Annotated in this window: 20 protein-coding genes and 1 tRNA gene; 10 read left to right on the top strand and 11 right to left on the bottom strand. The window is 62.4% G+C overall.

Annotation, left to right across the window (positions count from 1 at the left end; all coding sequences use genetic code 11):
- Positions 1-221: 221 nt before the first annotated feature.
- Together J2W46_RS12575 and J2W46_RS12570 are read right to left on the bottom strand one after the other, a co-directional pair.
- On the bottom strand, positions 222-686 hold the full coding sequence (locus J2W46_RS12575; protein ID WP_310354127.1) for a hypothetical protein: 465 nt from the start codon (positions 684-686) through the stop codon (positions 222-224).
- A gap of 1,079 nt (positions 687-1,765) precedes the next feature.
- Positions 1,766-2,614, bottom strand: a complete 849-nt coding sequence (locus tag J2W46_RS12570) for a FadR/GntR family transcriptional regulator (protein ID WP_027805146.1) — start codon at positions 2,612-2,614, stop codon at positions 1,766-1,768.
- Positions 2,615-2,856: 242 nt separating this feature from the next.
- Here J2W46_RS12570 and J2W46_RS12565 point away from each other — a divergent pair, with 242 nt between their 5' ends.
- The 8 genes from J2W46_RS12565 (at position 2,857) to J2W46_RS12530 (ending at position 10,566) form a co-directional block, all read left to right on the top strand.
- The gene (locus J2W46_RS12565) at positions 2,857-4,065 is read left to right on the top strand and encodes an ABC transporter substrate-binding protein (RefSeq protein WP_027780284.1); all 1,209 of its coding nucleotides are present in this window, start codon (positions 2,857-2,859) and stop codon (positions 4,063-4,065) included.
- 131 nt (positions 4,066-4,196) lie between these two features.
- Entirely contained in the window at positions 4,197-5,057 is an 861-nt protein-coding gene (locus tag J2W46_RS12560; protein WP_027780285.1) for a branched-chain amino acid ABC transporter permease, read from the top strand.
- The gene (locus J2W46_RS12555; RefSeq protein ID WP_310354125.1) at positions 5,054-6,118 is read left to right on the top strand and encodes a branched-chain amino acid ABC transporter permease; all 1,065 of its coding nucleotides are present in this window, start codon (positions 5,054-5,056) and stop codon (positions 6,116-6,118) included. The genes J2W46_RS12560 and J2W46_RS12555 overlap by 4 nt, the downstream gene beginning before the upstream one ends.
- Entirely contained in the window at positions 6,115-6,882 is a 768-nt protein-coding gene (locus J2W46_RS12550) for an ABC transporter ATP-binding protein (protein WP_310354122.1), read from the top strand. The genes J2W46_RS12555 and J2W46_RS12550 overlap by 4 nt, the downstream gene beginning before the upstream one ends.
- Positions 6,879-7,580 carry an ABC transporter ATP-binding protein gene (locus tag J2W46_RS12545; RefSeq protein ID WP_088175899.1) on the top strand — a complete coding sequence of 234 codons (702 nt, stop codon included), beginning with the start codon at positions 6,879-6,881 and terminating at the stop codon, positions 7,578-7,580. The genes J2W46_RS12550 and J2W46_RS12545 overlap by 4 nt, the downstream gene beginning before the upstream one ends.
- A 32-nt stretch (positions 7,581-7,612) precedes the next feature.
- Entirely contained in the window at positions 7,613-8,911 is a 1,299-nt protein-coding gene (locus J2W46_RS12540) for a Zn-dependent hydrolase (RefSeq protein ID WP_310354120.1), read from the top strand.
- Positions 8,908-10,407, top strand: a complete 1,500-nt coding sequence (locus J2W46_RS12535) for a M81 family metallopeptidase (RefSeq protein WP_310354116.1) — start codon at positions 8,908-8,910, stop codon at positions 10,405-10,407. Before J2W46_RS12540 ends, J2W46_RS12535 begins: the two co-directional genes overlap by 4 nt.
- An 82-nt stretch (positions 10,408-10,489) precedes the next feature.
- Positions 10,490-10,566: transfer RNA gene (locus J2W46_RS12530), tRNA-Val, on the top strand.
- Positions 10,567-10,658: 92 nt separating this feature from the next.
- Here J2W46_RS12530 and J2W46_RS12525 read toward each other — a convergent pair.
- Both J2W46_RS12525 and J2W46_RS12520 read right to left on the bottom strand, forming a co-directional pair.
- Positions 10,659-11,549, bottom strand: coding sequence for an amidohydrolase family protein (locus tag J2W46_RS12525; protein WP_310354114.1), 891 nt, complete (start codon positions 11,547-11,549; stop codon positions 10,659-10,661).
- 2 nt (positions 11,550-11,551) lie between these two features.
- Complete coding sequence (locus J2W46_RS12520; RefSeq protein ID WP_310354112.1) at positions 11,552-12,865, bottom strand: MFS transporter; 1,314 nt, start codon at positions 12,863-12,865, stop codon at positions 11,552-11,554.
- A 163-nt stretch (positions 12,866-13,028) separates the two neighbouring features.
- Here J2W46_RS12520 and J2W46_RS12515 point away from each other — a divergent pair, with 163 nt between their 5' ends.
- Together J2W46_RS12515 and J2W46_RS12510 are read left to right on the top strand one after the other, a co-directional pair.
- On the top strand, positions 13,029-13,772 hold the full coding sequence (locus J2W46_RS12515; protein WP_020071368.1) for a GntR family transcriptional regulator: 744 nt from the start codon (positions 13,029-13,031) through the stop codon (positions 13,770-13,772).
- A 163-nt stretch (positions 13,773-13,935) separates the two neighbouring features.
- Positions 13,936-15,240 carry an MFS transporter gene (locus J2W46_RS12510; RefSeq protein WP_020071367.1) on the top strand — a complete coding sequence of 435 codons (1,305 nt, stop codon included), beginning with the start codon at positions 13,936-13,938 and terminating at the stop codon, positions 15,238-15,240.
- Between the two features lie 82 nt (positions 15,241-15,322).
- On the opposite strand, the gene J2W46_RS12505 is transcribed toward J2W46_RS12510, so the two are convergent.
- The 7 genes from J2W46_RS12505 to J2W46_RS12475 form a co-directional block, all read right to left on the bottom strand.
- The gene (locus J2W46_RS12505) at positions 15,323-15,457 is read right to left on the bottom strand and encodes a hypothetical protein (protein WP_006049077.1); all 135 of its coding nucleotides are present in this window, start codon (positions 15,455-15,457) and stop codon (positions 15,323-15,325) included.
- The gene (locus J2W46_RS12500) at positions 15,454-16,512 is read right to left on the bottom strand and encodes a permease (protein ID WP_310354107.1); all 1,059 of its coding nucleotides are present in this window, start codon (positions 16,510-16,512) and stop codon (positions 15,454-15,456) included. Before J2W46_RS12500 ends, J2W46_RS12505 begins: the two co-directional genes overlap by 4 nt.
- A gap of 24 nt (positions 16,513-16,536) precedes the next feature.
- Entirely contained in the window at positions 16,537-17,604 is a 1,068-nt protein-coding gene (mnmH, locus tag J2W46_RS12495; RefSeq protein WP_310354104.1) for a tRNA 2-selenouridine(34) synthase MnmH, read from the bottom strand.
- 126 nt (positions 17,605-17,730) lie between these two features.
- A complete protein-coding gene (selD, locus tag J2W46_RS12490; protein ID WP_310354103.1) occupies positions 17,731-18,795 on the bottom strand; it encodes a selenide, water dikinase SelD in 1,065 nt (354 codons plus the stop codon).
- Between the two features lie 111 nt (positions 18,796-18,906).
- Positions 18,907-19,227, bottom strand: coding sequence for a DUF1330 domain-containing protein (locus J2W46_RS12485; RefSeq protein ID WP_088175889.1), 321 nt, complete (start codon positions 19,225-19,227; stop codon positions 18,907-18,909).
- 110 nt (positions 19,228-19,337) lie between these two features.
- Positions 19,338-20,339, bottom strand: a complete 1,002-nt coding sequence (locus J2W46_RS12480) for a transketolase family protein (protein WP_310354100.1) — start codon at positions 20,337-20,339, stop codon at positions 19,338-19,340.
- Positions 20,336-21,181, bottom strand: coding sequence for a transketolase (locus J2W46_RS12475; protein WP_310354098.1), 846 nt, complete (start codon positions 21,179-21,181; stop codon positions 20,336-20,338). Before J2W46_RS12475 ends, J2W46_RS12480 begins: the two co-directional genes overlap by 4 nt.
- Between the last annotated feature and the right edge of the window lie 10 nt (positions 21,182-21,191).

The raw sequence follows: 21,191 nt of genomic DNA, 5'->3' as shown, positions 1-21,191 counted from the left end.
GACCGTGAAACGACTCCACGCCGATGATAGTGCGGATTGCCCGTGTGAAAGTAGGTAATCGTCAGGCTCCCCAGCAGCATCAGAAACCCCACCCCACAAAAGGTGGGGTTTCTGCGTTTACCGGCGGTAAAACAGCCAAGCAAACAAATCGCTGTCGTCATCGGACGAATACGGCTTGAAGCGATTCTCGGCTATTCAGTACTCCGGTAATCGGGCGACAACTAAGCCCTCTTTCGCGTCGCAAATTGATCCGGCAGCCCCGCGGTAAAACGGTCCAGCCGCTCGCTGACCTCGGTAATTGCCCAAAGCGGAGCGCGGTGTAATTGCTGGTCGTAGTTGGTAGCGATCTGTGCAAATATCGCGAATCCGTTCTCGTTGAGCATCCATCTGCCGGTATCTCGTCCGGTGTCGAATACCTTGGCTATCGCACGCTCGGCCTCGCCGAGTTGCTCGCTAGTCGCGGAGCCGAAACCCGACTCGGCCAGAAAACCCGTCAGCAGCATTACTTGCGTCAGTGTCTGAGCATCGCTTATCCCGCCGTCGCCTCGTCGCAACGCGTCTAGCGCCAGATGCACGCGCAGCGCGAGATCGTCCGCGGTTTGGCGTGCCATCGTCAGCAGCATCGCCTTGGCATGCCGGGCGCGTGCCGCGCCGGTGTTTCGGGAGAACGGAATAGGTTGTGCCATGAAGGTCCAGTGAACGTGCTGTGCAGATGCAATAACGGCGCGCGCGTCAAAAGGTTGAGCCCTCTTGTCGTTAGCCGCCGACCTCCCTAGGCACCTCCCGCCAACCCAATGACAACTGTCTTGAAAAGCCGAAGGTGAATCGACATCCTTGACGCGGCCGATCGCTGTGGCCCACGCTCGACTGCGAAGCAACCTGTGGGCCGATCGCCACGAGATTCACCGTGTCGTTCAGGTTGGCGTCACCGCTCCCTAGCGCCTACGGATCCCGTTCGCAGCGTCGGCGGCACGATGCGACAAAGCGCGTCGCAAAGCTCATTTCGAGCGCTCACGTTCGAGCCACGACGCTTCAACCGATCACTCGCCGCGAACCCGCGTCACGAGTGTCGACGCCCCGTGTACGCGATTTCGTCGTCCCTTCGTTGACATATGCCCACATAATCCACGCACGTGAGCCAGCGCACGCAGCCCACGCGACCCACGCGACCCACGCAACCGGGCAACCGACGATCCCATGCGACTAGCTTTGCCACCAGCGTCGGCCGCCAGCCTCGGCCACCACCCAGGGCGCCGACTCCGCCACCAACCGGCGACCAACCTCAGGGACCAACCTCAGGGACCAACCTCAGGGACCAACCTCAGGGACCAACCTCAGGGACCAACCTCAGGGACCAACCTCAGGGACCAACCCCGGCGACCAACCCCGGCGACCAACCTCAGGGACCAACCCCGGCGACCAACCCCGGCGACCAACCCCGGCGACCAACCCCGGCGACCAACCTCAGGGACCAACCCCGGCGACCAACCCCGGCGACCAACCCCGGCGACCAACCTCAGGGACCAACCCCGGCGACCAACCCCGGCGACCAACCCGAACGACCAACCCCGGCGACCAACCCCGGCGACCAACCCCGGCGACCAACCCGAACGACCAACCCCAACGACCAACCCCAACGACCAACCCCAACGACCACCCCGGCCACCCACCCCGGCCACCCACCCCGGCCACCCACCCCGGCCACCCACCCCGGCCACCCACCCCGGCCACCAACCCCGGCCACCAACCCCGGCCACCAACCCCATCACTCCCCATCTCCCTCCGCCTCCACGGGACCAGCACTTCGCGCCCGCACCCGGCGGCGGATCTCCGAGTCGAGAATAAGTCTCCCGCGCAGCTTCCCTTTCATCCGTTTCACGTAACGCGGCGCCTCGGTCATATGGACCGTCATTAGCTCGCGCACTTTGTCGACGTCACGCTCGCGCGCTGCTTTCGTGATCGCCTTGTGAATCTTGACATTGGCCTGGCCGAACCGCTCGTGCTCGGCCTGCGGCGTATCGTTACGAAACTCGATGAGCTGCCGGATCATCTCGTTAATCAGCTCGCAGCTGAAACGCAAAAACGGATTCGGGTTAGCCGCCGCCAGAATGTCGTGGAAGTTCACGTCCTCCTGGCGCTGCCGGACGATGTCCTGCCCGCCGTGCGCTGAAGCCGGCCGATCGCAGCAAGCAATGCTCGCCTCCAGCGCTTCGAAATCCTGCTCTGTCAGGTGCGGGACCGCGCCTGCCGCGAGCTCCGGCTCGAGCAGTTTGCGCACGGTGTAAATGTCGTCGATCGAAACGTCCTTGAAGAACAGATAGTTCTGCAGAAGCTGCAACGTCCGATCGAGCGGCACCTCCACCACCATGCCGCCGCCGGCAGGGCCGGTCGTCACCTTGATGAGCCCTTGAACTTCAAGCGACTTCAGCGCCTCGCGGATCGTGCTTTTGCTCACCGAGAAGAGTTGCTGCAACTCGACCTCGCGTGGAAGGCGATCGCCCGGCTTCAGGTCCTTTTCCGTGATCAGTCGCTTGATTTCCTCCGCGACCAGATCGCCACGCTTCTGCTGCTTGATCTCAATCGCTGCGCCAGCCTTGGTTCGATCCATGGCCATCTTCATGCTCCCATTTGTGTACTGCACCATCGGCGTTCCGCCGGCGCCCACCGCGTTGCAAGCAAAGCTGCCTTGCTGCCGCCAGGAATTTTGCCTTATTGACACCGGAATTTATTGTACCTACGATCGGATTCAACCTATTTATCATGATAAATAGAACAAAGCCGACGTGGTGGAAAGTTCACCCAGGCCAGCAAGCTTTCGCAGTCGTTCAGTGCGTGTCTCTTCCAAGGAGCGTCATTTTGAATCGCCGAAATATGTTGAAGCTGGCCGCGCTGTCGGCCGTTCCGGGCACGCTGGGGTCGCTCGTCGCGCGCAGCGCCTTCGCACAGGCAGGCAGCGTGCAGTTCGCTTGTCCGGTGCCGATGTCGGGCGCGTTCGCCGCCAACGGTAAGTATGCAGACCTTGGTATGAAGCTCGCCATCGAACAATATGGCAAGGTTCTCGGCGAACCGCTCGCCTATTCGGTGCTCGACACGGAAGGCAAGCCGGCAACAGCAGTACGCCGCGTTCAGGAAATCGCGCAACAGAAGAATGCTCGATTCTTTGCCGGCGGTATTTTGTCGTCCGAATCATTGGCGATGGGCAAGGAAGTCCAGAAAGCCGGCGGCGTCTTCATCACCACAGCGGGTGCGGACGAAATCACGGGGAAAGACTGCAACGATGCGACCTTCCGCTGGTCGGTGCCCACATATGGCGCAATTGAACAGACCGTGCGTCCGCTGATCCAGATGATGCCGAAGGCCAAACGCTGGTACACGATCACGCCGCAATACGTGTTTGGCGACGGCCTGTTGTCCGCCGCAAAAGCCGTCTTCAAGGAGAAGGGCATCGAGCACGTGGGCAACAGTTATCACTCGCTGAACGAAAAAGAGTTCAGCGGTTATTTGACGAACGCAGTCGCCGCCAAGCCGGACGTGTTGCTCATCCTCAACTTCGGTTCGCAATCTTCCGACACGCTGCGCCAGGCGGTCAGCTTCGGCATGAAGAACAACTGCACGATTCTGCTCGCGTGGGCTTCGGGTCTCGAGCAGTTCGAATCGCTCGGTGCGGACCTGTGCGACGGCGTGTATTTCGGTGCGCAGTACTGGCACGCAATCGACTCGCCGCTCAACCGCGATCTCGTCAAACGCACGCAGGCGGCCTTCAAGACGAATCCGAACTACAGCCTGGCGGGCTCGTACATCTGCACGAAGATTCTGCTGGACGGCATTGTGAAGGCCGGCAACGTCGATCCGAAGAAAGTGGTCGCCGCGCTCGAAGGCATGAAATACGATGGTTTGACAGGACCTGAAGAGGTTCGCAAGGGCGATCATCAGGTGCTGAAGAACTATTATCTGTTAAAGGGCAAGGCGAAGAGCAAGATGAAAAACGCCGACGACTACGCGGATATCGTCAGTTCAGGACAATCGTTTCTGCCGCTCGACAAGACCGGTTGCAAGCTGGCGTGATCCGCGCGGGCGCCGCGGTGCCTCGCGCACCGCAGCACCTACACGTGCGAGCGCATGAGAGCACGAAGCGCAGGCGCAAGCGCACGCACAAGCACAGGCAGTGAATTTCGCCAATTCCTCACACGGACGCCATGAACGTTTATCTCCTGCAGATCGTCAACGGCATCGGGGTCGGGATGTTGTATTTCCTGCTCGCGGTCGGCTTGTCGATTGTGTTCGGCCTCTTGCGCTTCGTGAACTTCGCGCACGGCGCCTTCTATCTGCTTGGCGCCTACTTCTGCTATCAGGCGATGCAGTGGTCGATGAGCTTCTGGACAGCACTGATCGTCGTGCCGATTGCGGTCGGCGCCTTGGCATGGGTCGTCGAAAAGCTGATTTTGCGGCACGTATACGCGCAGCAGCACGAGTTCCATATTCTCGTGACGGTAGGCCTCGCGCTCGTCGTGCAGGAATGCGCGATCCTCGTGTGGGGGCCGCTCGGTGACAACGTGGCCGTTCCCGACATGCTGAACGGCGTGGTGATCTGGGGCAGTTTTGTTTATCCCAAGTACCGCCTGTTCGTGATCGGCTTCACTGCAGTGCTCGCGGCGTTGCTCTGGTGGGTGCTCGAGGGTACGCGTCTCGGCAGCGCGGTGCGCGCCGGCAGCGAATCGACGGAGATGGTCTCGCTGCTCGGCATCAACGTATTGCGGGTGTTCAGCCTCGTGTTCGCGCTCGGTGCCGCAACCGCCGCGCTCGCCGGCGTGCTCGCCGCGCCGATTCGCGGCGTCGATCCTTTCATGGGTATCGAGGCGCTCGGCGTCGCGTTCGTCGTCGTGGTGGTGGGTGGCATGGGCAATTTTCTCGGCGCGCTGGTCGGCGGCCTGCTGGTCGGCATCGTGCAGAGCGTCATGAGCACGCTGTGGCCCGAAGGCGCGCGCTTGATGATCTACGTCGCGATGGCGGCCGTACTTCTGCTGCGGCCCAATGGCCTACTCGGGAGAGCCGCGTGATCGATACTTCTAAAGCCGCCGACACTAAAGCAGTTACGCGTGCATCGCAGCCCGTTCCGCGACACGCGCTGCATCGCTACCGGTTCCTGTTGCTCGCGCTGCTCGTCGTGTGCATCTTGCCGCTGACGTTGCGCTCCGGCTCGCTCGCGACAGAAGTGCTCGTATTCGCGCTCGCCGCATTGGGCTGCAATCTTCTGCTCGGCCACACGGGACTGCTGTCGTTCGGGCAGGGCATTTTCTTCGGACTCGGCAGCTATAGCGCGGGGCTCGTGCTGACCAGGGCCGCGTTGCCGGTGCCCGTCGCGCTGCTGGCGGCAATCGCGGTCGGCGCGATAGCGGCCGCATTGGTCGGATGGTTTTCGATCAGACAGCGCGGCACATACTTCGTGATGCTGACGCTCGCATTCGGGCAACTGTTCTACTTCCTCGCCTACACCACGCCGGACCTGACCGGCGGCGACAACGGACTGCTCGACATTCCGCGGCCGGCGCTCGGGTTGGCCGGCAAAGCGCTGATTCCGCTCGCTTCCCCGTGGCAGTACTACGGATTCGTCGCGGTACTTTTCCTCGTCGTATTCTGGCTGTTGATGCGCGTCTCGCACTCGGTATTCGGCCGCACGCTGCTTGCGATCCGCGACAACGAAGCGCGCGCCGCCGCCGTCGGCTACGACGTCAAGCGATTCAAGCTGATGGCGTTCGTCATCTCCGGTGCCGTAACCGGACTCGCGGGCGCACTGCATGCGTTGATGACCGGCATCGCGCCGCTTTCCAACATCGACTACCACACGAGCGAGATGATCCTCGTGATGACCGTGATCGGCGGCACCGGCAATCTCTTCGCGTCCGTGCTGGGTGCCGCTTTCTATGTGCTGTTCGCCGACTGGCTCTCGACTTTGTGGCCGCGCTGGCTGCTGTTGCTCGGCATCGTGCTGATGGCGGTGAGCCTGTACATGCAGCGCGGTCTATGGGGACTCGGCGAGCGCATCTGGCACGCCCTGCGCCGAAATGACAAAGCCGATGCAGACGCAGCAGCCGACGACACCGCAAAGGAGCGCGCATGAGCGAGGCCATTCTAAACGCAAGCGACCTCGTGAAACGCTACGGTAAATTCACGGCGCTCTCCGAGGTCAACCTGCGCATCATGCCGCGCACCGTGCACTCGGTAATCGGTCCGAACGGCGCGGGCAAGACTACGCTTTTCCATGTGCTCACCGGCACTCTGCCGATCACCGCGGGAACGATTGTCTTCGACGGACACGACGTGACGCACGAGCCCGATCACAAGCGTGTGCGTCGCGGCGTCGCGAGATCGTTCCAGGTGACGAGTCTGTTCGCTAATCTGAGCGTGCAGGAAAACTTGCGGCTCGCTGCGCAAGGTGTCGATTCCGTGCGTGCGCTCAATGCATGGTCGCCGCCGCGCGGCGCGCTGGCTCACACCGAAACCGTCGACGACATACTCGAACGCCTCGCGTTGCAGCGTTTCAGCAAAGTGTCGGCAGGCGCTCTGTCGCACGGTCAGCAGCGGCGGCTCGAAGTCGGCATGGCACTCGCGGCGCGTCCCAAGGCGATCTTTCTCGACGAGCCGACGTCGGGCATGGGTATCGACGACCTCGACGATATGAAGCAACTGATTCGCGGCCTGCGCGAGGACTACACCGTCGTCCTGATCGAGCACAACATGGGCATCGTGATGGACATCTCCGACACGATCACCGTCATGCAACAAGGGCGCGTGCTGGTGGAAGGGCGGCCCGACGAAATTCGCGGCGATGAGCGCGTGCGCAGCGCCTATCTCGGCAACATGATTACCGGAGGCCGCGCATGATTCTCGACGTGCAGCAGATTCACGGCTTCTACGGCAAAAGTCACATCCTGCAAGGCGTTTCGTTGCAGATCGCGGAAGGTGAGACGGTTACGCTGCTGGGCCGCAACGGCGCAGGAAAATCGACCACGCTCAAGGCGATCGCGGGCGTCGTCGCGCCGAAGAACGGCAGCGTGACGTTCAACGGCGCGACCATTAGCGGGCTGCAGCCGCATAAAATCGCCTCGCGTGGTGTGTGTTTCGTGCCCGAGCACCGCGGTATTTTCCGGTTGCTCACCGTGGAAGAAAACTTGCGACTCGGCGCGCGCAAAGATTCGCCGTGGCAACTCGACGACATCTACCGCATTTTTCCGCGGCTGAAAGAGCGACGCACGAACGGCGGCGGACAACTGTCCGGCGGTGAACAGCAGATGTTAGCAGTGGGCCGTGCGCTGATGAATCATCCGCGTCTTCTGATGCTCGATGAACCGGTAGAGGGCCTCGCGCCGGTGATCGTCGAAGAAATCGTCGCGCAACTCAAACTCATTCGCGAGGCCGGTGTGGCGATCTTGCTCGTTGAGCAGAACCTCGAAGTCTGCACGCAACTCGCGGATCGTCACTACATCATCGAACAGGGCGTGATCGTTTATTCGGGCGACAATGCGTCGTTCGCCGCCGACGACTCGATCAAGGACCGCTATCTGGGCGTCGGCGTTGTCTGAGTCCGCGCCGACTTCACTATGAGGAAGCACTGATGCAAGTTCATGAATCGCAGGCTACCGAGGCAGTGAGTCGTTTGCGCGTTGATGGCGAACGGCTTTGGAACAGTCTCATGCAGCTCGCGAAAATTGGAGCGACCGAGAAGGGCGGCGTCTGTCGGCTCGCGCTAACCGAACTGGATCGCATAGCACGCGATCAGGTCGTTAGTTGGGCGAAGGAAATAGGCTGCACGGTTCGCATCGACGCGATCGGCAACATTTTTGCGCGCCGCGCTGGTTTGCGCGACGAGCTGCCTCCGGTGATGACCGGCAGCCACATCGACACGCAGCCGACCGGCGGCAAGTTCGACGGCAACTACGGCGTGCTCGCCGGCATCGAAGTGCTGCGCACGCTGGCCGATGCAAACGTTACAACGCTCGCCCCGATCGAGGTCGCGGTCTGGACCAACGAGGAAGGTTCGCGCTTCGTTCCCGTGATGATGGGCTCAGGCGTGTTTGCAGGCGCTTTCACGCTCGAACATGCGCTTGCGCAGCAGGATCGGGACGGCGTGTCCGTGCGCGACGCGCTGACCGCAATCGGCTACGTTGGAGAAAACACGAAACCGCATACCGTTGGTGCGTATTTCGAAGCACATATCGAGCAGGGCCCGGTGCTGGAAGCAAACGACAAAACTATCGGCATCGTGCAAGGCGCGCTCGGTCAACGCTGGTACGACGTGACCGTGCACGGCATGGAGGCGCACGCAGGACCGACGCCGATGGAATTGCGCCGCGATGCGCTGCTCGTTGCCGCCGACCTCATTCACGCCGTGAACCGTATTGCGCTCGAACATGCGCCGCATGGGCGTGGCACGGTAGGCTGGGTCGACGTGCATCCGAACTCACGCAACGTGATTCCGGGCCGCGTCAAACTGACGGTCGATCTGCGCGCCGCCGACGACACCACGCTGACCGCAATGGACAGCGCACTGCGCGACGCCTGCACGGTCGCGAGCGAAAAAGCGGGCATCGCGGTTGATGTCGAGCCGGTCGTGTACTTCGCGCCGCAACCGTTCGCGACGGAACTGGTGGCCGCCGTCAAACACGGCGCGGAGATGCTGGGCCTCTCGTCAATGGACGTGATCAGCGGTGCCGGCCATGACGCTGTGTATCTCGCGCGCGTCGCGCCTGCCGCGATGATCTTCGTGCCCTGCAAGGACGGTATCAGCCACAACGAAATCGAAGACGCGCGCGCGGATCATCTGGAGGCCGGCTGCAACGTGTTGCTGCACGCGATGTTGGGAGCGGCACAAGTGGTCCAGACAGCGCCGATGTCGGAGGATTCGAACGTATGAAAATCCTCATCGCGCGGATGAATCACGAGACCAACACGTTCTCGCCGGTGCCGACGCCGTTGTCCGCTTTCGGCCAGAACGGTACGAACGCCGGCCCGAGCTTCAACGACGACGCGTTCAACGACAACAAGGGCATGCAGACCGCAATGGCCGCGTTCATCGACGCCGCTGCACGCGAAGGCGCGCAGATCGTTACGCCGGTGTCGGCGGCGGCCAACCCGAGCGGGCCGGTCGAAGCGGCAGCATACGACGCAATCTGCGACGCAATTCTGGCAGCCGCGAGCGGATGCGATGCAGTGATGCTGGACCTGCACGGCGCAATGGTCGCGGAAAATTCGAATGACGGCGAGGGCGATCTCCTCGAACGCGTGCGCGCGGCATTGCCCAACGCCCCGATCGCCGTCGCGCTGGATCTGCACGGCAATGTCACGCAGAAAATGATCGACAACGCGGACGTGATCGTCAGCTTCAAGACCTATCCGCACGTCGATATGTATGAAACCGGCGCGCACGCCGCGCGTCTGCTGTTTGATCTGATACATGGCAAGGCGAAGCCGGTCATCGCCTGGCGCCAGCCGCCGTTGCTCACGCACACGCTGCGCAGCGCGACCGCGGAGGGCGCGATGAAGCGTGCTGTCGACGCGGCGCGCGCCGCCGAGGCCGACGGCATGCTCGCGGTCTCGGTGTTGTCCGGCTTTTCGCTCGCGGATATCGCTGCGCCGTGCATCAGCGTCGTGGTTGTCAGCAATGGCGATCGCGCGCAAGCGGAGTCAGTGGCCGAGCGAATCGCGCAACAAATCTGGAACGAGCGCGAGGAATTCGTCTATCGCAGCGCGCCGCTCGCCGAATCGGTTGCGCAAGCCGCTGCTCTCGCAAAAGACGCCGACAAGCCGGTGCTTCTGCTGGATCATGGCGACAACTGCATGTCGGGCGGCACGTGCGACACGATGGATCTGCTCGAAGAAGCGCTCCGGCAGAATCTGGACGGCATCGTCACTGGGCCGTTGTGCGATCCGCAGGCGGTGGCCGCATTGATGGCCGCAGGCGTCGGCAGCACGGTGACCATCACGATCGGCAACAAGGTTGGAAGCAGTGCGGTGACGCCGCGCGCGCCCGTCGCAATGACCGGTGTGGTGCGAGCCTTGACCGACGGCGAATATGTGATCAGCGGGCCGACTTACACCGGTCAGCGAGCCCACATGGGGCGCGCCGCGGTTCTCGATACGGGCACGGTGAAACTGGTCGTGACCGAACACACGCATGAGCCGTGGGACCTGGGCGTGTTCGAAAGCGTTGGTATCGACCCGCGTCGCGCGCGTTTCCTGCTACTCAAATCGCGCATGTATTGCCGTCCGGTTTTCGTGCCGATCTCCGCCGGGCTCGTGGAGTGCGATAGCCGGGGCGTGACGAGTTCGGACTACGGCCTGTTCGCTTTCCAGAATATCCGGCGCCCGGTCTTTCCACTCGATGCAGATACCGAATGGAGCGCGTCGTAATGAGTGGCGCGAGCGTCAACAACAAGAATGCCGTCCGGCTCTTGTACAGTTTCGACAGACTCTCTATAATTCGCGCCTCTACAGGCTCGTAGCTCAGTTGGTTAGAGCACCACCTTGACATGGTGGGGGTCGTTGGTTCGAATCCAATCGAGCCTACCAACGCATCAGTGAGGTGGACGAAAGCGGTGCCGCTTTCGTCCACTGTCCTGTCAAAACAATCGCTGTAACTCCTCGCTTTCCTCTCGCTGCATTCAGTACGTCGCGCGTTGCACGGCAGCTGTCGTTGCGGACGCATTCTCGACAGACTCAACGTCAAATCCATAGAACGAACGAGCAGTGGTGCGCAAAATCGCGCCGAGAGCGGTCGAATCGAGACCGGCGTCGAGCAGCGTCGACAAGGTGTCACCATAACTCGTCACCGCTTCGTATTGCGTGTGCGGCCAGTCGCTGCCCCACATCAAACGGTCCGGGCCGAACTGCTCGATTAATTGCCGTGTCGCATCTGCGACGAAGGGCGAGTCCGGTGCGGTACAGCGATATGCGCCAGACAGCTTTACCCACACTCGCCCCGTCTTGCCATAGCCGAGCAGCGCTTTGAAACCCTGGTCCTGTGTGCCCAATGCCGGATCGGGCCGGCCGAAATGATCGACGACGACTCGCACGCCGCGCTCCAGAAGCTGCTCGATCAGCGGTGCCAGATCGGCTGCGTTTCTATGCAACTCGACATGCCAATCCAGTCGCGCAACGTGGTCCAGCAACGACGTCCACGGTCGTGCGCGCAAATCCGGCAGCGGCTGCTCGATAAGGTTAAGCCGAACTCCCGTTACGCAATGCCTATGCAGAGCATCAAGCTCATTCGCGCTTATGTCCGGCGCAACGACAGCAACGCCGCGCAAACGCTCGGTGTCGGCGGATAACGTGTGCAACAGATAGCGATTGTCGGTGCCGAGAAAGCTCGGCTGCACGAGCACCGCGTGCGTCATTCCATGCGCGTTCAGCAGCGGCAGATAGTCGTCGAGCGTTGCGTCGTAGACGGGCGCGTAGCGGCGGTCGCCGGTCAACGGCAAGCCCTGCTCGAAAACGTGTGCGTGGGTGTCGACGCCACCGTGTGCAAACGACGGTAAGGATGCGTGTGCGTTCATATTCAACTGCGCGGAGAGTTCAGGTTGAGGCGCGCTGCGTCGGCGGCATCGGCGGTATCTGCGGCCTGCTCCGGCGCGGTATCGCGCAGACGCTTGCCGCGCGTTTCCGGAAGCAGCAGTACCGCGGTCATCGCAAGCCCGTAGGCAATGGCTGCGTCGATGCCGATGGCCGCGCCGAGCGACATCGAATGGCTCATGTAGCCGACCAGAACCGGAAAGCCTGCGGATGCAATGCGCCCGAAGTTGTAGCAGAAGCCGACGCCGGTGCCACGCATGTCGGCGGGATAGAGTTCGTTGAAGAGCGGGCCGAGGCTTGCCGGAATGCCGGCGGCAAAGAGGCCGAGCGGGAAGCCAAGCACGAGCATCTGCATGTTCGTCAACGGCAACATGACGTATGCGAGCACGGTGACGATGCAGCAGAAAGCGAATAACGCGATGTTGCGACGCCGGCCGATCCGATCGAGCAGGTACGCGCTCAGCATGCAGCCGCACCAGAACGCGACGATCACGACGGCGAGGTAACCGCCAGTATTCAACACCGACAGATGCCTTTCCTTCGCGAGAAACGTGGGCAGCCACGTCATGATCGCGTAGTAGCCGCCGTGAGCACCCGTGCCGAGCACCGCACCGATAATCGTGGTTCGAAGCACGCGAGGCTGAAACACTTGCAGAATCTGACCGAACGCTGAGACCTTGGGACCGACTCTCGCGCCGGCGGGCTCAATGCGCACCGGCTCTTTCAGATTGCGCCGCACGAATAGCACGAGGCCGGCGGGCAGCAGGCCGACTGCGAACATCACGCGCCAGGCGGTGTCAGAGGGAAGCCATGAGAATACGGCTGCGTAGACCAGCACCGCGGCGCCCCAACCCACGGCCCACGCGCTTTGCACCGCGCCCATTGCCTTGCCGCGATGTTCGGTGCGGATCGTCTCCGCCATGAGCACAGCGCCGGCAGCCCATTCGCCGCCGAATCCAAAGCCTTGCAGCGCTTTGAGCAGCAACAGCTGCGGGAAATTCTGGGCGAATGCGCACAGGAAGGTGAAGCCGGCGAACCAGAGAATCGTCATCTGCAAGGTGCGCACGCGGCCGAAGCGGTCCGACAGCGCGCCGGCAATCCAGCCGCCTAGCGCCGACGAGACCAGGGTCACACCGCTGATCGCGCCCGCCTGCGTGTGGTCGATGCCATACGCCGCGATGATCGCTGGAATGGCAAGCGTGAACATCTGCACGTCGAGCGCGTCCAGACCCCATCCCGCGAAACACCCCCAGAAGGTGTTGCGCTCGACAGGCGTACCCTGCCTGTACCAATTGAACATAGCCATCTCCGTCCGTTCGTCCTGCTGTTTCGGTGATTCATATATATGACTGTATGAATCTTGCGCCCAATCGGACTGCGGGTCATTGGGTAATAACCCTTGCTCGCTTTCGATCGATTCAATGCGGTACAGTAGTTACTCCTCTGCATAACTGTATGAATCCATGAATACGGCGTCTTTCGTGTCCAGGCCGGACGACCGGCTGCCCCGTTATCAGCAATTGCGTGACGACCTCGTGAGCCGCATTGCCGCCGGCGAATGGGCGCCCGAAGAGGCCATCGCCACCGAGGCGGAACTAGGCCAGTTCTACAACGTTTCCACGGGCACCGTTCGCAAGGCGATCGACCTGCTGGTCAGCGACGGCGTGCTCACCCGCACCCAAGGCAAAGGCACGTTCGTGCGGCGGCCGCGCTTCGACTCGTCGCTGTTCCGCTTCTTTCGTTTTGTCTCGCGCGACGGGCAGCCGGTGCGCCCCACCGCGCGCGTCCTGAAGCGCGAGGTGGTGAAGCCCAGCGAAGAGATCCGCAACGCTTTGCGTATGAAGGCCTCGGAGAAGGCAATCCACTTGTCGCGCGTGCGAATGATCGAAGGGCAGGCGGTGTTGTCGGAGGAAATCTGGCTGCCGCGCGCCCGTTTCGAAGCGCTTGCCGCGTTGCCGCTCGACAAATTCGAAGACCTGCTGTACCCGCTCTACGAACGGCTCTGCAAGCAGATGGTGGCCTCGGCGACCGAAATTCTCCGCGTAGAACAGGCTACCGCCGAAACGGCTTCGCTGCTCGGCATGAAAACCGGCAGCCCGGTGATTCTGGTTCACCGCGTCGCCTCCGACTTCGCCGGCACACCGTTCGAATGGCGCAGCACGCGTGGCGCGGCCGATACATTCCAGTACCAGGTCGAAATCCGCTAGACCCGCGTTAGCCCGCCTGTTTCCGCCGAACACAGCTTCCTGCTCAAGGTGGCGTTGCCCGTCATGCGGGTATCACCCCATGGCGTCCGGCTGAAATTCCTACAATCATATATATGACTGTATCAATTTTTATTTGCCGTGCAGTCGGGCAAGCGGAGAAATCATGTCCACACAATTAGCATTCGAGCAGCAGGTCATGAAAAAGATGGCGTGGCGGTTAATGCCGCTACTCATCGTCATGTTCCTGATTTCGTTCATCGACCGCCAGAACGTCGGCTTCGCCAAGCTGGAGATGGTGCACGACCTCGGCATGACCGAAGCGTCGTACGGATTGGGCGCGTCGCTGTTCTTCATCGGCTATCTGCTGTTCGAGGTGCCCAGCACGCTCGCGCTGCATCGCTTCGGCGCGCGTGCATGGCTCGCCCGCATCATGATGACGTGGGGCATCGTAACGGTGCTGATGGCGTTTGCCCGGTCGCTGCCGGTGTTCTATTCGTTCCGCTTTGCGTTGGGCGTCGCTGAAGCAGGGTTCTATCCGGGCGTGATCTATTACCTCACGCAGTGGTTCCCGCAGAGCTATCGCACGAAAGTGCTTGGCTTCTTCACGCTCGGCAGTTCGCTCGCCAATATGCTCGGCTCGCTGATCGGCGGTCTGTTACTCACGCTGGGCGGCACATGGGGATTTGCCGGCTGGCAGTGGGTGTTCATCGCGACCGGCCTGCCAGCTGTGGTGGTTGCATTTGTCGCGCTGAAGTATCTGCCGAATTCGGTGAGCGACGCACCGTTCCTCTCGCAACAGGAAAAGGATGTGGTGCTCGCCGCGCTCAAGCGCGAGGCAGCGGGCGATGCCAAGGCGACGCATCCGTGGGCCGCGCTGCTCGATCCCAAGGTGCTGATGTTCGCGCTGACCTACATGCTGATGTCGACGTCGCTGTACGGCGTGACCTACTGGATGCCGACGCTGCTCAAGAGCGACGGTGTGTCGTCGTCGCTCAATGGCGTGCTCAATATGATTCCGTGGGCGCTCGCCACGCTGCTGTTGCTGTGGCTTCCCGGCAAGCTCAAGCGTGAGCGCGTGGTGTTGAGGGCGATGAGCATTGTTGCAGCGGTCGGCGTGGTGGGCTTCGCGTCGAGCCTCGTGCTGCCGACCCCAACGCTGCGCTTTGCGGCGCTGTGCCTGGGCGGAGCATGCATTCCGTTACTGTATCCGTGCTTCTGGTCGCTGCCGCCGCGCTTTTTCTCGGGGGCGCGCGCCGCTGCGAGTGTCGCGGCGATCAATGCGATCGGCAATCTCGGCGGTTTCGCGGGACAGAATCTGATGCCTTATGTCGGCAAAGCGGCGCATAGCCAGATTGCGCCGATGCTGGTACCTACTGCATGTCTTCTGACGTTGGGAATTGGTACGGGCATCGCTGCTTTGATCAGCGCCCGCCGTCGCACGACACTTGCAGCAGCAACGGTACGTTAGCGCGACTAGACGCGGTGTGACGCGGCCGTGTCTATGCAGGGCCGCTAGCACGCGTTGTTAAGCCCGCGTTGTTAAACCCGCGTCAAGGACGAAGCAGGTCGAAGCTCGCCAGCACGAGTACGCCGGTCACCGCGATCAGCGCGACCGAATGCTGGCCGAAGTAGAGAAGCGCCGCAGCCGACCACGACGCGAGCGTAAACACCGCGAGCTTTTTCATCGGAACCCCAGGGACGCGGCGAGCGCGCCGCTCACTATGCCGCAGACCACCACGGCCAACGCGACGACGGTCAAGACCCGCTTCGGAAACGAGCGACCCAGCATCGCCATAGACGGTACGCTGATTAGCGGCAGCGTCATGAGCAGCGCGCCCGCAGGCCCGGCTGCCATGCCGAAAGACAGCATCGCCTGAATGATCGGCACTTCGCCCGCCGTCGGAATCACGAACAGCGTGCCGGCGATGGACAGCGCGACGATCCACAGCACGCTGTTGTCGATGTCCGGCCCAACGTGCGGAAAGAGCCACGCGCGTGCCGCGCCGAGAATCAGCACCAGCACGATGTATTCGGGCACGAGACGCAGCGTCATCGTGCCGAGTATTTTCACCCAGCGCGTAAATGCGGTGCCCGGTTCATCCGTCGTGACCAGTTGCGCGATGGCTTCGCGCGACGCCTCGGCTTCCTTCGGCGTCACCATGCGGTTCACGAGATAGCCAAGGCCGAACACCATCACCAGGCCGAGAGCGAGCCGCAAGCCCATCCACTGCCAGCCGAGCACGAAACCCATGAAGATCAGTGTGGCCGGATTGAGCGCCGTATTGCCGAGCCAGAATGCGATTGCCGCGCCGGGCGCCGCCTGCCGCGCGCGCAGTCCCGCCACTACCGGCGCTGCGCAGCAGGTGCACATCATGCCGGGCAACGACATCAGGCCGCCTTTCACGACGCTGCTGAAGTCGCTGCGGCCGAGCGCGCGGGCGACCCATTGCGGCGGAATCAGCGCCTGCACCGCGGAGCCGAGCAACAGACCCAGCACCATTGCCTGCCAGATGGCCTTGCCGTAGGCAAACGCGTAGTCGATTGCGGACTGCCACGACGCTGCGGGCGCGCTCGCAGACGTACCCATCAGGATCGACTTGCCGATCGAATGCTGGCTCGCGGCGACGAACGCGCGGTTGTAATACGGAAACCACTTCACATAGAAGAGTCCGACGACGGCGATCGCGAGGAACACGATCCAGCCAAGCGCGACGCGGGGCTGCCGAAGGGTTGATTGCATGTTGTTCGTAACGTTAAGGTTGGGTCAGACTAGCGCGACTGAACGCTTATCGAGTTGCGCGAGGAGCGCTTTAGCCTGATCGACGACGTCTGCGTCGTTCGGCCGGAAACTGATTTTCAGCGCCTGCGGCAGTTGCGTGAAATGCTGATGGCTGCTGCGCGCGTATGCCGGATCGTAGTGGAGCTCAATCAACTCGTTCGCGAGTTCGGCGCGCCGGTTTTCGTCGACGAGTTTTTGCCACCCGGCGACGCGTTCGCGGCTATGCAAGCCGATCAAACGTTCCAGCTGCGCCTTCAACGACTCGGGGTCGTCGAACAGTTGCGCGTAGTCGTGAAGCAGAAACGCCGAGCGGTCTTCGCGACTCGCCGCCACTTCCACACAATCGCCGCGATGAAACGTGTCGAGCAGAGCGAGCGGCAGCGTGATTGCGCCAATGCGACGGCTCTCCGCTTCAACGAACACCGGGCGCGCGGGATCGAAGCTGCGCAGCGCGCTCACGAGCAAGGTGTCAAAGCCTTTTTGCGACGGCTGAGCGACCCCAGCCCATGCGCCGAGCAGCGAGCCGCGATGCGCGGCGAGCGCTTCGAGGTCCAGCGTCTGCGCACCTGCTTCGTTGAGCGCGGCGAGGAGCCGCGTCTTGCCGCTCCCGGTCGGGCCGACCAGTGCGACGTAACGGAATTGGCTCGGCAGCGTGGTGAGCGCCTCGACTGTTGCGCGCCGGTAAGTCTTGTATCCGCCGTCGAGCTGACGCGCGGGCCAGCCGATCATGTTGAAGAGCGTGGTGACGGAGCCCGAGCGTTTGCCGCCGCGCCAGCAATAAACCAGCGGCCGCCAGTGGCGCGGCCGGTCGGCGAACGTCGTTTCCAGATGAAGCGCGATATTGCGGGCCACCAGCGCCGCGCCCACCTTCGTGGCTTCGAACGGCGACACCTGTTTGTACATCGTGCCGACCAGCACGCGCTCCTCGTTGCTGAGCACCGGCGCGTTCATCGCGCCCGGAATGTGGTCTTCGGCAAACTCGAGAGGCGTGCGTACGTCGATGATTTCATCGAAATCACCTGCTTGATCGAGGCTGACGAGTAGGTTTTTCAAGGGCGTACGGAGGAAATGCGGACAAAGTGGTGCCGGAAAGACCGAAATTATCGCATGCGGCGCGATTGGCGGCAGGGCACGGCTTTCTGCAACCTTTCACCGCGCCGTGCCGGCCGCCACCTTCTTTCAGATCACTTCTACGCGCCCTTCGCCTGCAACTATTTCGCCGATCACGCGAGCGTCGCCGAAACCGTCGGCGTGAAAGAGCGCCAGCACGTCGTTCACAGTGTCGGGTGAACACGAAACCAGCAGACCACCCGAGGTTTGCGGGTCCGTGAGCAAGGTGCGCGCGCTCGGCGGCAATGTCGCCGGCAACGAAATATCTTTACCGTAAGCATCCCAGTTGCGACCGGAGGCGCCCGTGAAAACGCCGGCTTCGGCAAAGTCGACTACGCCCGGCAGCCACGGCAGGTCGGCGTAACGCACGCGCGCGGTGAGCTTCGAGCCGCGCGCCAGTTCCAGCGTATGGCCGAGCAGGCCGAAGCCCGTGATGTCGGTGAGCGCATGGACGCCGTCGAGCCCGGCGAGTTGAGCACCCGGCCGGTTGAGCTTGGTCGTCGCGCCGACCATGGCGGCGTAGCCGTTCGCGTCGAGCCGGTCTTTCTTCAGCGCAGCCGAAAGCACGCCAACGCCGAGCGGTTTGCCGAGAATCAGCACGTCGCCGGCCTGCGCGCCCGCGTTGCGCTTCACGCGCCGCGGATCGACCACACCGATTGCGACGAGGCCGTAGATGGGCTCAACCGAGTCGATCGAATGTCCGCCCGCGAGCGGAATGCCGGCGTCCGCACACACCGACTCGCCGCCCTTCAGCACTGCCGCAATCACGTCGTGCGGCAACACGTTGATCGGCATTCCGACGATGGCGAGCGCCATCAGCGGTTTGCCGCCCATCGCATAGACGTCGGAGAGCGCGTTGGTCGCCGCAATGCGGCCGAAGTCGAACGGATCGTCGACGATCGGCATGAAGAAGTCCGTGGTCGCGACAATCGCCTGCTCGTCGTTCAGCTTGTAGACGGCGGCGTCGTCAGCGGTATCGTTGCCGACGAGCAGGTCCGGGAAGAACGGCAGCGGCGCGCTGCGTTTGAGCAGGTCAGCGAGCAGGCCGGGGGCGATTTTGCAGCCGCACCCGCCGCCGTGCGACAGGCTGGTGAGGCGGGGCGAGGAGCTTGCTTGGGCTTGAAGGTCGATCATTGTGGCGCAAATTTGTGGCTTCGAATGATCGCATTATGAGGGTTGTGGACTCCGTGCGCTTCGGAGTTCCCCGCTGCCGAACCGCGGTGTCGGCCGAATTCAACGCGGAATTCAACGCAGAATGTCGGTCGCTTTGTGATTCCCGTCCACGCCTTCCACGAGGATTACCGGTCCGCGAGCATGCCGCATGCGCAACGGCAGGATGCGCCGGTACGCGTCCGACGCGTACCAGGCGCGCGCCGTCGGAAGGTCGGGAAACTCAATCGCGATCAGGTCGCCGTGCCACTCGCCTTCCACGACGTGCGGCCGTGCGCCGTGTACGATGAATCGGCCGCCGAATGGCGCAAGGGTGGCGTCGATACCCTCGAGGTATTCGACAATCTCAGCGCACATTTCAACGTCGTGCAAATGGGCAATCGCATACGCAGTCATGTTCACTCCTCCATGCATGAAGAAACCGGAACTTGCATGCTGCGTATGATTGCCCTCGCCCGGAGGCGCGTCGATTACCTCGCAGGTAATGGAATCCGCAATGTGCGGATCTAACCGAGCCAGCCCTTGATCGACTCGATCATCGCGGAGGTCGAAATACCATAGCGGTCATGCAGTGTCGGCAGTGCGCCCGCCGCGAGGAATGCATCGGGGAGCGCCACCTGCCTGAACGGGCACGACACTCCGGCGCGCATCAGTTCGGCCGCAATGGCCTCACCCAGACCGCCGATCGTCGTATGGTTCTCCGCCACCACGACGAGCCTGCCCGAACGCTTTGCTTCGCGCACGATTGTCTGCGTGTCGAGCGGCTTGATGGTCGGCACATGCAGCACGCCCACGCCGATGTTGTCGCGTTCCAGCGCTTTCGCGACTTCGAGCGCACGCATGGTCATGATGCCCGACGAGATCACGAGCACTTCCGCGCCGTCGCGCAGCATCTTTGCCTTGCCGAGTTCGAACGTGTAGTCGTATTCGTCCAGCACCGCAGGCACGTTGCCGCGCAAAAGACGCGCATATACAGGGCCCTTGTGTGCGGCAATGGCCGGCACCATCTGTTCGATGTCGAGCGCATCGCATGGATCGACAACGGTCATGTTCGGCATCGCGCGCATCAACGCGAGGTCTTCCGCGGCCTGGTGGCTAGGACCGTAGCCAGTGGTGAGCCCAGGCAGCGCGCAGACGATCTTCACGTCGAGGTTGTCTTCGGCAATGGCCTGGTGCATGAAGTCATACGCACGGCGCGTCGCGAACACCGCGTAGGTAGTCACGAACGGCTGCGCGCCTTCGTGCGCGAGGCCCGCCGCTGCGCCCATCAGCAATTGCTCGGCCATGCCCATCTGGTAGTAGCGCTCAGGGAATTCCTTCGCGAAGATATGCAGGTCCGTGTACTTGCCGAGATCGGCCGTCATGCCGACAACGTTGGTTTTCTGTCGAGCCAATTCGGCGAGTGCGTGACCGAAAGGCGCCGAGCGCGTGAGCTGGCCTTCGCCCGCAATGGACGCGATCATCGCCGAGGTCTTCAGGCGCGGTTTGCTCATGGTTGCGTTGCTCATGCTTGTCTCCCTGCTTCCAGTGCTTCGAGCGCCAATTGCCATTCGTGCGCATCGACGCGGATAAAGTGGTTCTTCTCGCGCTCTTCGAGGAACGGCACGCCGCAACCCATGCGCGTGTCGGCGACGATCATGCGCGGCTCCTTGCCGGGATGCTTGCGGGCCGCGTCGAACGCGGCGGCCACGGCGCCGATATCGTTACCGTCCACACGTTGCGTGAACCACCCGAATGCTTCGAGCTTCTCGACTAGCGGTTCGAACGCCATGATCTGTGTCGACGGTCCGTCGGCCTGCTGGTTATTCACGTCAACAACGGCGATCAGGTTGTCGAGCTTCCAGTGGCTCGCCGACATGATGCCTTCCCAGATCGCGCCTTCGTCGAGTTCGCCGTCGGAGAACAGCGTGTACACGAACGACTTCGAGCCCTTGCGCTTGAGTCCGAGACAGCGGCCGACCGCAATCGTCAGGCCGTGTCCGAGCGAGCCGCCGGACATCTCCATGCCGGGCGTGTAGCTCGCCATGCCGGACATGGGCAGACGGCTGTCGTCGCTGCCGTAGGTCTCCAGTTCTTCAGCGGGAAGAATGCCTGCTTCGAGCAGCGCCGCGTACAGCGCGATTGCATAGTGTCCGTTCGAGAGCAGGAAGCGGTCGCGCTCGTCCCACTCGGGATCTTCCGGGCGATAGCGCATTGCGCCGAAGTACGCGACGGCCAGTACATCGGCGATGTCGAGCGCCTGCCCGATATAACCCTGGCCCTGCACCTCGCCCATTAACAGTGCGTTTCTGCGGATGCGGTAAGCGTGTTCGGCAAGCGACGCCGTCGACGCATTGGATGGACTGTTCATGTCGTCTCCT

The organism is Paraburkholderia strydomiana, from assembly GCF_031456815.1.
Classification (GTDB): Bacteria; Pseudomonadota; Gammaproteobacteria; order Burkholderiales; family Burkholderiaceae; genus Paraburkholderia; species Paraburkholderia caledonica.
The sequence above is the reverse complement of the archived record's forward strand: the minus strand, read 5'-3'. Positions and strand labels throughout refer to the sequence as shown.

What these genes read in the sequence shown, in the direction of transcription:
- J2W46_RS12575 (WP_310354127.1), bottom strand. Translation starts at nt 686, where the DNA reads ATGGCACAACCTATTCCGTTCTCCCGAAACACCGGCGCGGCACGCGCC.
- J2W46_RS12570 (WP_027805146.1), bottom strand. Translation starts at nt 2,614, where the DNA reads ATGGCCATGGATCGAACCAAGGCTGGCGCAGCGATTGAGATCAAGCAG.
- J2W46_RS12560 (WP_027780285.1), top strand. Translation starts at nt 4,197, where the DNA reads ATGAACGTTTATCTCCTGCAGATCGTCAACGGCATCGGGGTCGGGATG.
- J2W46_RS12550 (WP_310354122.1), top strand. Translation starts at nt 6,115, where the DNA reads ATGAGCGAGGCCATTCTAAACGCAAGCGACCTCGTGAAACGCTACGGT.
- J2W46_RS12545 (WP_088175899.1), top strand. Translation starts at nt 6,879, where the DNA reads ATGATTCTCGACGTGCAGCAGATTCACGGCTTCTACGGCAAAAGTCAC.
- J2W46_RS12540 (WP_310354120.1), top strand. Translation starts at nt 7,613, where the DNA reads ATGCAAGTTCATGAATCGCAGGCTACCGAGGCAGTGAGTCGTTTGCGC.
- J2W46_RS12535 (WP_310354116.1), top strand. Translation starts at nt 8,908, where the DNA reads ATGAAAATCCTCATCGCGCGGATGAATCACGAGACCAACACGTTCTCG.
- J2W46_RS12525 (WP_310354114.1), bottom strand. Translation starts at nt 11,549, where the DNA reads ATGAACGCACACGCATCCTTACCGTCGTTTGCACACGGTGGCGTCGAC.
- J2W46_RS12520 (WP_310354112.1), bottom strand. Translation starts at nt 12,865, where the DNA reads ATGTTCAATTGGTACAGGCAGGGTACGCCTGTCGAGCGCAACACCTTC.
- J2W46_RS12515 (WP_020071368.1), top strand. Translation starts at nt 13,029, where the DNA reads ATGAATACGGCGTCTTTCGTGTCCAGGCCGGACGACCGGCTGCCCCGT.
- J2W46_RS12510 (WP_020071367.1), top strand. Translation starts at nt 13,936, where the DNA reads ATGTCCACACAATTAGCATTCGAGCAGCAGGTCATGAAAAAGATGGCG.
- J2W46_RS12505 (WP_006049077.1), bottom strand. Translation starts at nt 15,457, where the DNA reads ATGAAAAAGCTCGCGGTGTTTACGCTCGCGTCGTGGTCGGCTGCGGCG.
- J2W46_RS12500 (WP_310354107.1), bottom strand. Translation starts at nt 16,512, where the DNA reads ATGCAATCAACCCTTCGGCAGCCCCGCGTCGCGCTTGGCTGGATCGTG.
- selD (WP_310354103.1), bottom strand. Translation starts at nt 18,795, where the DNA reads ATGATCGACCTTCAAGCCCAAGCAAGCTCCTCGCCCCGCCTCACCAGC.
- J2W46_RS12485 (WP_088175889.1), bottom strand. Translation starts at nt 19,227, where the DNA reads ATGACTGCGTATGCGATTGCCCATTTGCACGACGTTGAAATGTGCGCT.
- J2W46_RS12480 (WP_310354100.1), bottom strand. Translation starts at nt 20,339, where the DNA reads ATGAGCAACGCAACCATGAGCAAACCGCGCCTGAAGACCTCGGCGATG.
- J2W46_RS12475 (WP_310354098.1), bottom strand. Translation starts at nt 21,181, where the DNA reads ATGAACAGTCCATCCAATGCGTCGACGGCGTCGCTTGCCGAACACGCT.